Genomic DNA, 13,973 nt, shown 5'->3' on the forward strand with positions numbered 1-13,973 from the left:
ATTCTCTACAGGGGGGCGGGCGGGGATTCTCGCCGAGACCCATGGCCGAGTAGAGAGCCGAACTACAAATTCGGAAATGACCTACGCGAAAAGCAGACGACGTCACTTTGCTGGCCTGGAAGCAGGCCGTTTCGCGAAGAGAAAAAGAAGCGTCTCACCCGGTTATCTGAAACGTCCACGGTGGGCGGAACAATTTCAGACAACCAGATGAAAGCGGAACCTGGCCTCAGGAAGACAGGTAGGAAGAGCGGGTCAGACCCAGGCGCAACGCATCGAGGAACTGAGTGCGCTCGCTGGCGCTGATGCGGGCACTGGCGCACTTGTCGCGGTAGTGGGTCATCAGCTCTTCCGGCGACAGGTGCACGTAACGCAGCATGTCTTCGATGGTGTCGTGGGTTTCAATGCCGGCGTGATACACGCTGCCATCGGCGTTCTGGTAGATGTTCACCGAGTCGGTGTCACCGAACAGGTTGTGCATGTCGCCGAGAATTTCCTGATAGGCGCCGACCAGGAACACCCCCAGCAGGTAATCTTCACCTTCGTTCAGCGCATGCACCGGCAGGCTGGTCTCGATGCTCTGCTCGTCGACATACTGGTTGATCTTGCCGTCGGAGTCGCAGGTCAGGTCTTGCAGAACGGCACGACGCAGCGGCTCCTCATCGAGACGGTGCAGCGGGATGATCGGCAGCACCTGATCGATCGCCCAGGTGTCCGGAAGGCTCTGGAACACCGAGAAGTTGCAGATGTACTTGTCGGCCAGCTTGTCGTTGAGTTCGTCCAGCACCTGACGGTGCGAACGCTGACGTGCTTTCAGCGAGTTGTGCAGGCGACGGCATACGGCGAAGTAGCACTGCTCGGCCAGGGCTTTCTCGGCCAGGGTCAGTTTGCCGTCGGCGTACTGGGCGGCCACGTCGCTCATATAGTGGGTGGCGCGCCAGTAGGTTTCGGTGACCATTTCGATGTCGGTCGGGCCTAGCAGGTCAACCAGCCACTGCACGGTTTCCGGCAGGGCTTCCTTGTTCTCGATCAGCGGAATTTCGTCGTTGTGTTTCTCGACGTCGGTCACCTGCACCACCAGCATCGCGTGGTGCGCGGTCAGCGAACGACCGCTTTCGGAGAAGATGTGCGGATGCGGCAGGGCCTGCGCATCGCAGAACTCCTTGAGCATGCCGACCACGACACCGGCGTAGTCGTCCATGTCGTAGTTGATCGAACTGGCGTTGCGCGAGTGGGTACCGTCGTAGTCCACACCCAGACCGCCGCCGACGTCGATGTGATCGACCGGCAGACCGAGGTTGCGCAGCTCGCCGTAGTAACGGATCGCTTCCTTGAAACCGTGCTGGTAGTCGGCCAGGTTGGCGATCTGCGAACCCATGTGGAAGTGCAGCAGACGGATGCCCTGATCCAGGCCCGCCGCGCGGAAACGCTCGACCACCGATAGCAGTTGCGCCGCCGACAGACCGAACTTGGACTTCTCGCCACCGGTGTCCGCCCACTTCGACGACGCCAGCGACGACAGACGCACGCGCAGGCCGACCTGTGGCTTGACCTTGAGCGACGCCGCCTCATCGATCACCAGACCGACTTCGGACTCCTTCTCGATCACGATGAACACGTTGTGGCCGAGCTTCTGGCCCATCAGCGCCAGACGGATGAACTCGCGGTCCTTGTAACCGTTGCAGACGATGGTGCCGCCCTTCGGCGCCAGCGCCAGCACCGCCAGCAGCTCGGGCTTGGAGCCGGCTTCCAGACCGATGGAAACGTTCTGGGTGGCGATGATGTTCTCGATCACCGCTTCCTGCTGGTTGACCTTGATCGGGTACAGCGCGGTGTATTTGCTCTGGTATTCCAGACGCTCGATGTTCGCATCGAAAGCGCCGGTCAGCTGACGGACGCGGTCTTGCAGGATGTCGGGAAAACGCACCAGCAGCGGCAGGGACAAGCCACTCTTGCGCAGCTGGTCGACTTGTTCGAACAGATCGATAGGCGAGCTGCTCGGGCCGTTCGGACGAACTTCGACGCGACCGGCGTCATTGATCGCGAAATACCCGGCCCCCCAATGGCGAATCCCGTAAACACTGCGGCTGTCCGCAACTGTCCATTGGCTGCCATCGTCTTTGCGTGTGCGTCGTACGGACATCGAAGTCCCCTATAAAGAAGTCATAGTGCGTCGCCTGATCGCAGGCCGGCGCAGTCTAAAGAATGAAAATGACGGTTCGTCAGCGCGGCGGTAGACCGCGCTGACAGCGTTGAGTTTAGAAACCGGTCATGAACAGGCTCTGTGAAAACCATGGAAACGACGTCAGGCCCAGGGACTCTGGAGCTGAATCAAGCCGCCGGTGGGTTTCACAGAGGCTGCTAGCCGCCGGACTTCTTCGCTTTGAAGCCGTGCTTGACCAACTCGGCCAGGAGCAGCTCGACATGGTCGCCCTGGATCTCGATGATCCCGTCTTTCAACGCACCGCCGGTGCCGCAACGCTTCTTCAACGTTGTCGCCAGCTCCTTGAGTGCGTCTTCGGCCAGAGGCACGCCGGTGATAGTGGTCACCGTTTTGCCGCCACGCCCCTTGCTCTCGCGGCGCACACGGGCAATGCCGTCGCCGGCGGGGATCACGGTTTGCTTGCAGATACAGGCGTCCACCGGCTTGCTGCATTCCGGGCAATGACGACCTGCGTCGGTGGAAAATACCAGGCCGCCCAGGGCGGCGAAGGATGCGGCTTTTTTGGCCACCGGCAATCCTCTCGGGAGGACAAAGACTGATCGCAGCCTTGGGCAAGGCTATCGACCGCGAAGCCCCACTCAGGCAGGGGCAGCGCTACTGCACCGGTTCTTCAATAAAAGCAGGCCGGTGCAGCTTGAAAAGGTCGCGCAGTGTAACGGCAAAAACGCCGATTGCTAAGTGCCAATCGGCGCCAATTTATGTGTTCTTTGCGACGTTGCTTTGCTGAGCCTTCAGATAACGTTTCAAGGCTGCCAGAGAGTCCGGGCAATAAGGCTTTTGCTCGATTTCCCGCATGACCTGTTCGACCGGAATGAAGCGCGCTTCGAGCACCTCCTCCGGCTGCAGGATCAACGGGCCATCCCACACTGCCGAAAACGCCGAACACCACAGGCGATTGCCGGTGTCTTCGAAGTAGAAATGGTCGTGGGCCGTCAGCTCTACGCCACTCACGCCCAGCTCTTCTTCCAGCTCACGGGCCGCCGACTCGGCGTAGGTCTCGTCTGCCTGCACCATGCCGCCCGCCGCCACGTCCCAGTAACCGGGATAAATGGCTTTGCTCAACGTGCGCCGATGCACGCAGAGTTCACCGGCGGAGTTGAACAGCATGATGTAGGTACCACGGCCGATCAGTCCGCGTTCTCGCAGGTCAGAACGCACCAGGGCGCCGAGCAGGTTGTCCTGCTCGTCCACCCAGGCGATCTGTTCGGCATCCGAGGCGGCGCGGTGGGCCGCCTCTCTGGCGCTCTCGTCCATGACTCAGCCCTGATTGAGCAGTTGACGCAAATCGATCACGGCGGCGTTGGCCCGGGAAATGTAGTTGGCCATGACCAGCGAGTGGTTGGCCAGCACACCGAAACCGCTGCCATTGAGGATCATCGGGCTCCAGATCGGCTCCTGGGAGGCTTCCAGTTCGCGAATGATCTGACGCACGCTGACGGTCGCGTTCTTCTTCGCCAGCACGTCGGCGAAATCGACTTCGATCGCGCGCAGCAAGTGCGACAGCGCCCAGGCCTGGCCACGGGCTTCGTAGAACACGTTGTCGATCTGCATCCATGGGGTCTCGACGACTTCCTCATCGACCTGCGGCACTTCACCCACCGCCGGCACTTCGGTTTTCAGCGCGGTGTTGAGCTTGACCCGGCCAACGCTGGCCGACAAACGTTGCGACAGCGACCCGAGACGGGTGCCGACATCACCCAGCCAGTTGTTCAGGTTGTCGGCGCGGGCGTAGAACAGCGCGTTTTTCTGGGTCGGGTCGGACAGGCGCGCCTGATAACGGCTCAGGGAGTTGATGCCTTCCTGATATTCCGACTCGCTCGACGGCAGGATCCAGCTCTTGTTGTCGAAGTTGAAGCGCGGCTCGGCCTTGGCCAGGTCGGCGTCTTCAGCCGATTGCGACTGCGAGCGGGCGAAGTCCTTGCGCAGGGCACGGGTCAAATCGCGAACCTGCACCAGCACGCCGTATTCCCAGCTCGGCATATTGTCCATCCACAGGCCAGGCGGGAAACGGTCGTTGGAAATGTAGCCGCCCGGCTTGTCGAGCAAAGTGCCGGCAACGGTTTTCAGGGTTTCGACGGTGGTGTAGCCGACCACCATCTGCTTGCCCTCTTTCTCGGCGGCAACCTGAGCGTTCTGCGCCACGGGAAACAATGCCGGCTCCTGGCTCCAGTACCAACCCAGGCCAATGGTCACCAACAGGTAAATGGCAACCAGCGTGGCCAGCGCCCGGCTGAACAACAGCCCGCCGACATAGCTGCGGGCGGCCGACTTGGGCTCGGCGGCACGTTCAGGCGCGCTGCCCGCGCGGTTCTTCCAGTCCAGCATGGCGATATCCTTTCAATCTTGGGTTCAACGGTTCGACCACAACCATACAACAACGTGCCTCGACCGGGCACCCGTCAATATTGACAGGCGCTGCCTCGCCACCCGACACAAGGCCGGGACAGACCGCCCTAAGGGATTCCCCGATAGCGAATTCATCGCCATTGCGCTGCCGATACCCGCAACGGGACAGCACAAAGACCCTGCCATCCCTTCCCCGCGCTCCAGTAAATTCATGGTTGCGCAGATTGGCAAATGCCCGGTAGATGGGGACTTCCCGGACGATCAGGTTCAAATTGAAACCCGGCAGTCAGAAACTGAATGATGCCGTACCGCAGATTATTGACGTACGACACTCATGTAAGGGAAAAGAGGTGCTAGCATAGAGCCACCAGTCGATCTCAGCATGCACCCTAACTAGTAGTCAGGATATGACCGAGCCAGAAGACCCCAGCCGTGAGCGCCTCAAGCACCACTTTGCCCAGCGGGTAATTCATCAGGCACGTCAGATTCTTGAGATATGGCAGCGCCTGCAACGCAGTGAGTGGTCCACTGCCGATCTCGCCGAACTGAGCGAGGCCAATCTGCGCCTGCTGCGTTTTGCCGAGCGTTTCGAACAGCCCGAACACACGCAGCTGGCCCGCCACATCAGCCAGTCGCTGGAAGCGGTGGACGCCAATCGCGGACGCCTGAGCAGCGGCCTGATCACCGATCTCAACCGTCTGATGCAGCGCTTGTCGCGCACCGGGCTGCGCCATGGCGATCAGCTCGATCAGACCTTCCTGCCGCCCCTGCGCAAACCGATCTACGTGATGCTGCAGGATCACGACCGCGCCGAGCGGCTGGCCAAGCAGCTGGAGTTTTTCGGTCTGAGCGCTCAGGCGCTGGACAGTGTGTCGGCGTTTCGCTCCTCGATGGTCGAGCGCCTGCCGGCCGCGATTGTCATGGACGTGGATTTCAGCGGTGCCGGCGTCGGTCTGAAGCTTGCCGCCGAAGCCCAGCAAGGTCTGGAAGAACCGCTGCCGCTGCTGTTCTTCAGCCTGCACGAAACCGACACCCCGACCCGCCTCGCCGCAGTGCGCGCCGGTGGCCAGGAATTTCTCACCGGCACCCTCGAAGCCTCGAGCTTGCTGGAGAAGATCGAAGTCCTGACCTGCGTCGCCCAGTACGAGCCCTATAAAGTGCTGATCATCGACGACTCCCGCGCCCAGGCCCTGCACACCGAGCGCCTGCTCAACAGCGCAGGGATCGTCACCCGCACTCTGATCGAACCGATCCAGGCGATGGCCGAGCTGGCGGACTTCCAGCCGGACCTGATCATCCTCGACATGTACATGCCGGCCTGTACCGGCACCGAGCTGGCCAAGGTCATCCGCCACAACGACCGTTATGTGAGCGTGCCGATCATTTATCTGTCGGCCGAGGACGATCTGGACAAACAGCTCGACGCCATGAGCGAAGGTGGCGACGACTTCCTGACCAAGCCGATCAAGCCGCGCCATCTGATCACCACCGTGCGCAACCGCGCCGCCCGCGCGCGCAACCTGAAGGCACGGATGGTCCGCGACAGCCTCACCGGCCTGTACAACCACACGCACATTCTGCAATTGCTCGAAGACTGCTCGTTCCGCGCCCGCCGCGAGAACAAGCCGTTGAGCTTTGCCATGCTCGACATCGACCACTTCAAACGGGTCAACGACAGCCACGGCCATCCGATGGGCGACCGGGTGATCAAGAGCCTGGCGCTGTTCCTCAAGCAGCGTCTGCGCAAGACCGACTTCATCGGCCGTTACGGCGGCGAAGAATTCGCCATCGTCATGCCCGACACCGATATCGAAGCCGCGCACAGAGTGCTCGACGAAATCCGCCAGCGCTTTGCCGAGATTCACTATCCGGCCCAGCCGCAGGATCTGTGGTGCACCTTCAGCGCCGGCGTGGTGGAGATGCACGACGACTCCGACAGCTTGATGATGGCCAGCCAGGCCGACGAGGCGCTGTACCGCGCCAAGGGCGAAGGACGCAATCGGGTGCAGACTGCTCGCGACTCAAAGCAAAGTGCCACTTTTTCATCGGATTCGACCCAAACGGTCATAACCGTGTAACAGAACCGCAATAAATTCAGGCGCTTACCATTCTGCCGTTGGTAGCCGTCATGCGCCTGAAGTTGCTCACCAATCTCAATACTCTGTTGCTGGTCGCCGTCTGCGTGGCCCTCGGCGCCACGCTGTGGTGGTCGCAAAAAGCCCTGGAGCGCCCGTATCTGTTGATGGAGCGTTACCTGGGACTGTCGCAGCAATTTCAGAATGACGTGGCACGCAACGTCGGGGATTACCTCGCCAGCGGCGACGCCCTGCGCCTGAGCAGCGCCAGCCAGGCCATCGATCAGTTGCAGAAAGAACTCAGCGAGCTGCCGCCCGCGCTGGCCGACACCTTGCGCCCGAGCCTCACCGGCCTCGATGAATTCAGCAAGACCGACCTGCTGGCCGCCGGCAAACTGGCCGGCGATCCGCAGGCCCTGCTGTTGCAGGCCGAACGCGAATTGAGCGCCAGTCTCGACCAACTCAGCACCTACGCCGGCGGCAACGCGACCTACCTGACACCCCTGCTGATTGCCTCTCAACATCTGGGCAAACTGTCGCTGGCCCGGGACAAACTGGTCAGCAGCGGACGCAGTGAACTGGCCGCCGATGTCGAGCGCGAAGTCAGCAACATCCGCGCCCAGGCCCAGACGATCGATGCCCTGCCCTTGCTCGGCGTGGTCGCCAGCAGTGAGTCCGGCAGCGACGACTTCGCCGCGCTGATGGGCATCGAAAGCACCGAAAAAGCCTCTGCCGAAGACGCCGGCGTCGGCCTCAAACGCGAACTCAACAGTTTGCTCGGCCGTTACCCGGCGGAGCTCGCACGCACCCGCGAGCAGATCCAGAAACGCACCGACCTGAGCACCGCAACCCACCAGAAAATCGCCGCCGTGCAACAAGCCATCGCCGGCCTCGAACCGGTGGTACGCGCCCAGCACGGGCAGATCCAGGGCGAAGTACGGCTGATGCAAGGCGTGATGATCGGTCTGATTCTGCTGATCGCACTGCTGATCGATACTCTGCAGCGGCGCCTGGCCCGCACTTTGACCAACCTTGCCCCGGCGCTGTCGACCTGGGCCGAAGGCGACTTTAGTCGCGACATTCATCTGGGCAAGACCAACCGCGAATTGCACGACATCGAAGCCTCGCTCAATCGCCTGCGCGCCTATCTGGTGGATCTGGTCGGGACCATTCGCGGCAATGCCGAGCAAGTGGCCGGCAGCAGCCGCACCCTCGCCGAGCTGAGCAATGACTTGCACAGCGGTGCCGAACATCAGGCCGGCGATACCGCGCTGATCCGTGATTCCCTCGGCGAACTGGAAGCGACCATCCAGCAGGTGGCCGGCGATGCGCGCCAGGCTGCCGATGCCAGCCGCCATGCCGGACTGGCCGTCGAACACGGTCAACAGGTGATCGGCCAGAGCCTCACCGGCCTGCACGCGCTGGTTGGCGAAGTGCAGGGCAATGCGCAAATGATCGAACACCTGGCCGAAGAGTCGGCGACCATCGGCGGCGTGCTGACGGTGATCCGCTCGATTGCCGACCAGACCAACCTGCTGGCGCTCAACGCGGCGATCGAAGCCGCCCGCGCCGGGGAAATGGGCCGTGGGTTTGCCGTGGTGGCCGAGGAAGTGCGCTCGCTGGCGCAACGCACCGCCGGCGCCACCGCCGAAATCCAGACCCTGATCGCCGGCCTGCAAACTGCAGCGAGACAATCGGTCGAGGGCATGCGCGCCCAGGTAGAACATGCCGAGGCCACCGCCAATCAGGCGCAATCGGCGGATGGTGCGCTGGACAGGATTGTCGGCGCGATCCAGACCATCTCCGACACTGCGATCCGCATTGCCGAGATCACCGCGCAACAGAGCGGCGCGGTCAGCGAGATCCGTGATCACAGCGAGCGGATCCATCAGTTGGGCGGGGCCAATCTGCTACGCATCGGTCAGGGCCGCGAGCAAGGCGAGAACCTGCTGTTGCTGGGCGGCCAGCTGCACACCGCCGTGCAGGCGTTCCGCGTGTGACACACAGCGCAGGGCCAAGTCCGCTATCATTCCCGCACCTTTGATTCGCGAGATTGTCATGCGCCGCCTGCTCTGCCTGCTGTTTTTCGTCTTCGCCCTGCCGGCCGGCGCCGCCGGTCTGTTCGACAGCAAACCCAGCGCCACGCTGGGCTCGGTCAACAACAGCGCCGATTTCCTGCCGGTGCGCGAAGCCTTTCAACTGAGCCTGGTCGAGAGCACACCGCAATCGGTCAAACTGCGCTTCGTCGCCTCCGAAGGCTATTACCTCTACCGGCATCGCTTCCAGTTTCGTGCCGAGCCTGCAGAGGTGAAACTCGGCGCCGCACAACTGCCGCAAGGCGAACAGAAACACGACGAGTATTTCGGCGACGTCGAGGTCTACCACGGCATTCTCGATGTAGAACTGCCGCGCAATGATTCCCGAGCGTTCACGCTGGCCGTCACCTATCAGGGCTGTGCCGACAAGGGCTTGTGCTATCCACCGGAAACCGAACGCCTGAGCATCGAGGGCAACGCAGCGGCAAATGACGCGTCGGCTCCCGTGACGGGTTGGGACTGGCGTGATCTGGCGCTGTTCTTCCTGGCGGGCCTGGGCCTGACCTTCACGCCTTGTGTATTACCGATGCTGCCGATCCTGTCCGGCGTGGTGTTGCGCGGGCAGGTCGGCGGTTTGCGTGGCTTCAATCTGTCCCTGGCCTATGTGCTGCCGATGGCGGCGTGCTTCGCGCTGCTCGGAGCCTTGATGGGGTTGTTCGGCGCGCAACTGAATTTGCAGGCACGGCTGCAATCGGCGTGGGTGCTGGTGCCGTTTGCGATGTTCTTTGCGGTGTTCGCGCTGGCGATGTTCGGCGTATTCGAGCTGAAACTGCCGCACTTCATCAGCAGCCGCCTCGACCGGATTGCCGGGCGCACTGAAGGCGGCTCGTTGTGGGGCGCGGCGGTGTTGGGTGTGGTGTCGAGTCTGCTGGTATCGCCGTGCGTTTCCGCACCGCTGGCCGGCGCGCTGCTTTATATAAGCGCCAGCGGCGATGCGCTGGGCGGCGGCCTGAAGCTGTTAATGCTCGGCCTGGGCATGGGCGCGCCGCTGCTGTTGGTGGCCACCGGCGGCGCAGCGTGGCTGCCGAAAAGCGGGCCGTGGATGATGTACGTGAAGAACGGCATCGGCGTGTTGCTGCTCGGGCTGGCGATCGGTTTGCTCAGCCGGGTATTGCCGGGGCAGATCACGTTGCTGCTGATCGGCTTGCTGGCCGGCGGCGTCGGTCTGTTCCTCGGCGCTCTGGAATTCGTCTACAAACCACCACGCAAACGTCTCGGCCAGTTGCTGGGCCTGTTCCTGCTGTTTTATGCGCTGGCCTGTTGGTACGGCGCGTTCAGCGGGCAGACCGACCCGTTGAATCCAATAGCCCCGGCACGCGTTGCCGACAGCGGCTCGACCGCGCAAAACAGCGGCTCGTGGCAGACCGTCAGCACCCCGGCGGAACTGGATCGGGTGCTGCTCGAAGCGAAAACCGCCGGCACCCCGCTGCTGCTCGACTGGTACGCCGACTGGTGCATCAGCTGCAAAGTCATCGAACACGAAGTACTCAATGACGCGACAGTCGTGGATCGGCTCAAGGGCTATCGGCTGATCCGCTTCGATATCACCGCGAGCAATGCCGAGCAGCGCACCCTGCTCGACCGCTACAGCCTGTTCGGCCCACCGGCGCTGATGTTCTTCGGCCAGGACGGGGTGGAACGTCGCGATGTGCGGGTGATCGGTGAGATCAACGCCAGCGACTTCGCCGAACGTGTCGCTAAAGTGAATGACCGGATTTAATCAGTCAGTCACATATTTTGCGCAAACATCGGACATCGTGCTGGCTATTGCAGAGAACTGGACAGTCACAAAGTCTTTGCGGCATAGTCGCCGGGTTCTGACGAAGGCTCACCCATAACAAGGAACACGCAGATGGCAACGCTACTGGTGCTGCACGGCCCCAACCTGAACCTGCTCGGCACCCGGGAACCCGGGACCTACGGGTCGACCACCCTGGCGCAGATCAATCAGGATCTGGAACGCCGCGCCCGTGAAGCCGGCCATCATCTGCTGTATCTGCAAAGCAATGCCGAGTACGAATTGATCGATCGCATCCACGCCGCACGCGGCGAGGGCGTGGACTTCATTCTGATCAACCCGGCAGCATTTACACACACAAGTGTCGCATTACGTGACGCGCTGCTGGGAGTGAGCATCCCATTCATCGAAGTGCATTTGTCCAACGTGCACAAACGCGAACCTTTCCGCCATCACTCTTACTTCTCCGATGTAGCGGTAGGAGTGATCTGCGGCCTTGGCGCCAGCGGTTATCGACTGGCCCTGGAGGCTGCACTAGAGCAGCTTGAACACCAAGCTATACGCCCCTGACCGACCCTTGGGAGTTGATGATTCATGGATATCCGTAAAGTTAAGAAACTGATCGAATTGCTGGAAGAGTCCGGCATCGACGAGCTCGAGATCAAGGAAGGCGAAGAGTCCGTACGCATCAGCCGTCACAGCAAGACCCCGGCGCAGCAGTATTACGCACCGGCTCCGATGCAGGCTCCGGCCGCTGCACCTGCCGCCGCTGCCGCTCCGGTTGCTGCTGCCGCAGCTCCAGCTGCCGCTGCTGCTCCAGCGCTGAACGGCACCGTTGCCCGTTCGCCGATGGTCGGCACCTTCTATCGCAAATCTTCGCCAACCTCGCCGTCCTTCGTTGAAGTCGGCCAGACCGTGAAGAAAGGCGACACCCTGTGCATCGTCGAAGCCATGAAGATGATGAACCACATCGAAGCTGAAACCAGCGGTGTGATCGAGTCCATCCTCGTCGAAGACGGCCAGCCGGTTGAGTACGACCAACCGCTGTTCACCATCGTTTGAACTGCGGAGAGCCTTTGATGACTGCGAAGTTGGAAAAAGTTCTGATCGCTAACCGCGGTGAGATCGCCCTGCGGATTCTGCGTGCCTGCAAAGAGATGGGCATCAAGACCGTCGCCGTTTACTCCAAGGCCGACAAAGAGCTGATGCACCTGGGTCTGGCAGACGAATCCGTCTGCATCGGCCCGGCTTCTGCCGCGCACTCCTACCTGCACATCCCGGCAATCATTGCGGCCGCTGAAGTGACTGGCGCTACCGCCATTCACCCAGGCTACGGTTTCCTCGCGGAAAACGCCGACTTTGCCGAGCAGGTCGAGAACTCCGGCTTCGCCTTCATCGGTCCGAAAGCCGAAACCATTCGCCTGATGGGCGACAAGGTATCGGCCAAGCACGCGATGATCGAAGCGGGCGTGCCAACCGTTCCAGGTTCCGACGGCCCGCTGCCGGAAGACGAGGAAACGGCGCTGCGCATCGGTCGTGAAGTCGGCTATCCGGTGATCATCAAGGCCGCCGGCGGCGGTGGTGGTCGCGGCATGCGCGTGGTGCACAAGGAAGAAGACCTGATCGCCTCGGCGAAACTGACCCGCTCCGAAGCTGGCGCGGCGTTCGGCAACCCGATGGTCTATCTGGAAAAATTCCTGACCAACCCGCGCCACGTCGAAGTGCAGGTTCTGTCCGACGGCCAGGGCAACGCCATCCACCTGGGCGACCGTGACTGCTCGCTGCAGCGCCGTCACCAGAAGGTCCTCGAAGAAGCGCCGGCACCGGGCATCGACGAGCAGGCCCGCAAGGAAGTCCTCGCTCGCTGCGTCAAGGCGTGCATCGACATCGGCTACCGTGGCGCCGGCACCTTCGAGTTCCTGTACGAGAACGGCCGTTTCTACTTCATCGAAATGAACACCCGTGTTCAGGTGGAGCACCCGGTTTCGGAAATGGTCACCGGTATCGACATCGTCAAGGAGATGCTCAGCATCGCCGCTGGCAACAAGCTGTCGTATACCCAGGATGATGTGGTCATCCGCGGTCACTCGCTGGAATGCCGGATCAACGCCGAAGACCCGAAAACCTTCATGCCGAGCCCGGGTACGGTCAAGCATTTCCACGCTCCAGGCGGCAACGGCGTTCGCGTCGATTCGCACCTGTACAGCGGTTATGCCGTTCCGCCGAACTACGACTCGCTGATCGGCAAGCTGATCACTTACGGCGCGACCCGCGACGAAGCCATGGCCCGCATGCGCAATGCCCTGGACGAAATCGTGGTCGACGGGATCAAGACCAACATCCCGCTGCACCGTGATCTGACCCGCGACGAAGGCTTCTGCAAAGGGGGCGTGAACATTCACTACCTCGAGCACAAGCTGGCTGGCGAGAAGCACTAAGCTTCAGCCCGCACCAGACAAGGCCGCCTTCGGGCGGCTTTGTTGTTTCCGAAGGTTTCATCTGCTCACACATTCCCCGCTCCCACAAAACCGTCGCGCTCGCGTAAACTTGCGCGCTTCTCGCAGGCCGCTAGGCTGCAATCAATCTTTTTCACAGGTGCCCGCCATGCCTTGGCTGCAAGTAAGACTCGCCATCAGCCCGGAACAAGCCGAAACCTACGAAGACGCTTTCCTTGAAGTGGGCGCCGTTTCGGTGACCTTCATGGACGCCGAAGATCAGCCGATCTTCGAACCGGAACTCAATACCACCCCGCTGTGGGCGCACACCCACCTGCTGGCCCTGTTCGAGGGCGGCACCGAAGCCGCCCCGGTACTGGCCCACCTGGAACTGCTGACCGGCAGCCCGCTGCCCGAGCATCACAGCGAAGTGATCGAAGACCAGGACTGGGAACGCAGCTGGATGGATGGTTTCCAGCCGATGCGCTTCGGCCAGCGCCTGTGGATCGTGCCGAGCTGGCACGCCGCACCGGAGCCGGACGCGGTCAACCTGCTGCTGGACCCGGGCCTGGCGTTCGGTACCGGTACCCACCCGACCACCGCCCTGTGCCTGGAATGGCTGGACGGCCAGGACCTGAAAGACTGCAACGTGCTGGATTTCGGCTGCGGCTCGGGGATTCTGGCGATTGCCGCCCTGCTGCTCGGCGCGAAAGAAGCGGTCGGCACCGACATTGACGTGCAGGCACTCGAAGCCTCCCGCGACAACGCCGGGCGCAACAACATCGCGGACGAACTGTTCCCGCTGTACCTGCCGGAAGACCTGCCGCAGGTCAAAGCCGACGTACTGGTGGCCAACATTCTGGCCGGTCCGCTGGTTTCCCTGGCGCCGCAACTGTCCGGTCTGGTCAAATCCGGCGGGCGCCTGGCACTGTCCGGGATCCTCGCCGAACAAGGTGACGAAGTCGCTGCCGCCTACGCGCAGGACTTCGATCTCGACCCGATCGCCAATCGCGATGGCTGGGTGCGCATCACCGGCCGTCGGCGCTAGAATGACCGCCTGCT

At 62.0% G+C, this 13,973-nt stretch carries 11 protein-coding genes; 7 read left to right on the forward strand and 4 right to left on the reverse strand.

The genetic code is table 11. The annotated features are described in order from the left end of the window. Positions 1-226: 226 nt before the first annotated feature. From speA to AC07Y2_RS20725, 4 genes are all read right to left on the reverse strand, one after another. Complete coding sequence (gene speA, locus AC07Y2_RS20710; RefSeq protein ID WP_103386793.1) at positions 227-2,140, reverse strand: arginine decarboxylase; 1,914 nt, start codon at positions 2,138-2,140, stop codon at positions 227-229. Between the two features lie 218 nt (positions 2,141-2,358). Beyond that, the gene (locus tag AC07Y2_RS20715) at positions 2,359-2,730 is read right to left on the reverse strand and encodes a translation initiation factor Sui1 (RefSeq protein WP_007951016.1); all 372 of its coding nucleotides are present in this window, start codon (positions 2,728-2,730) and stop codon (positions 2,359-2,361) included. 187 nt (positions 2,731-2,917) lie between these two features. Continuing rightward, entirely contained in the window at positions 2,918-3,475 is a 558-nt protein-coding gene (locus tag AC07Y2_RS20720; RefSeq protein ID WP_103386792.1) for an NUDIX hydrolase, read from the reverse strand. A 3-nt stretch (positions 3,476-3,478) separates the two neighbouring features. Then, positions 3,479-4,546, reverse strand: coding sequence for a DUF2333 family protein (locus AC07Y2_RS20725; RefSeq protein WP_039772049.1), 1,068 nt, complete (start codon positions 4,544-4,546; stop codon positions 3,479-3,481). Between the two features lie 428 nt (positions 4,547-4,974). Here AC07Y2_RS20725 and gcbA point away from each other — a divergent pair, with 428 nt between their 5' ends. From gcbA to prmA, 7 genes are all read left to right on the forward strand, one after another. After that, entirely contained in the window at positions 4,975-6,645 is a 1,671-nt protein-coding gene (gcbA, locus tag AC07Y2_RS20730) for a diguanylate cyclase GcbA (protein WP_103386791.1), read from the forward strand. A gap of 50 nt (positions 6,646-6,695) precedes the next feature. Continuing rightward, positions 6,696-8,642 (forward strand): methyl-accepting chemotaxis protein, encoded by a 1,947-nt coding sequence (locus AC07Y2_RS20735; protein ID WP_103386790.1) that lies wholly within the window; start codon positions 6,696-6,698, stop codon positions 8,640-8,642. 58 nt (positions 8,643-8,700) lie between these two features. Continuing rightward, the gene (locus AC07Y2_RS20740; RefSeq protein WP_103386789.1) at positions 8,701-10,458 is read left to right on the forward strand and encodes a protein-disulfide reductase DsbD; all 1,758 of its coding nucleotides are present in this window, start codon (positions 8,701-8,703) and stop codon (positions 10,456-10,458) included. Between the two features lie 132 nt (positions 10,459-10,590). Beyond that, positions 10,591-11,046 (forward strand): type II 3-dehydroquinate dehydratase, encoded by a 456-nt coding sequence (gene aroQ / locus AC07Y2_RS20745; protein WP_064593231.1) that lies wholly within the window; start codon positions 10,591-10,593, stop codon positions 11,044-11,046. Between the two features lie 24 nt (positions 11,047-11,070). After that, the gene (gene accB, locus AC07Y2_RS20750; RefSeq protein WP_007951023.1) at positions 11,071-11,538 is read left to right on the forward strand and encodes an acetyl-CoA carboxylase biotin carboxyl carrier protein; all 468 of its coding nucleotides are present in this window, start codon (positions 11,071-11,073) and stop codon (positions 11,536-11,538) included. A gap of 17 nt (positions 11,539-11,555) precedes the next feature. Then, positions 11,556-12,914 carry an acetyl-CoA carboxylase biotin carboxylase subunit gene (gene accC, locus AC07Y2_RS20755; protein WP_103386788.1) on the forward strand — a complete coding sequence of 453 codons (1,359 nt, stop codon included), beginning with the start codon at positions 11,556-11,558 and terminating at the stop codon, positions 12,912-12,914. A 166-nt stretch (positions 12,915-13,080) separates the two neighbouring features. Continuing rightward, entirely contained in the window at positions 13,081-13,959 is an 879-nt protein-coding gene (gene prmA / locus AC07Y2_RS20760) for a 50S ribosomal protein L11 methyltransferase (protein WP_007951025.1), read from the forward strand. The last annotated feature ends 14 nt before the right edge of the window (positions 13,960-13,973 follow it).

This window comes from Pseudomonas sp. GW456-12-1-14-TSB6, assembly GCF_059424205.1.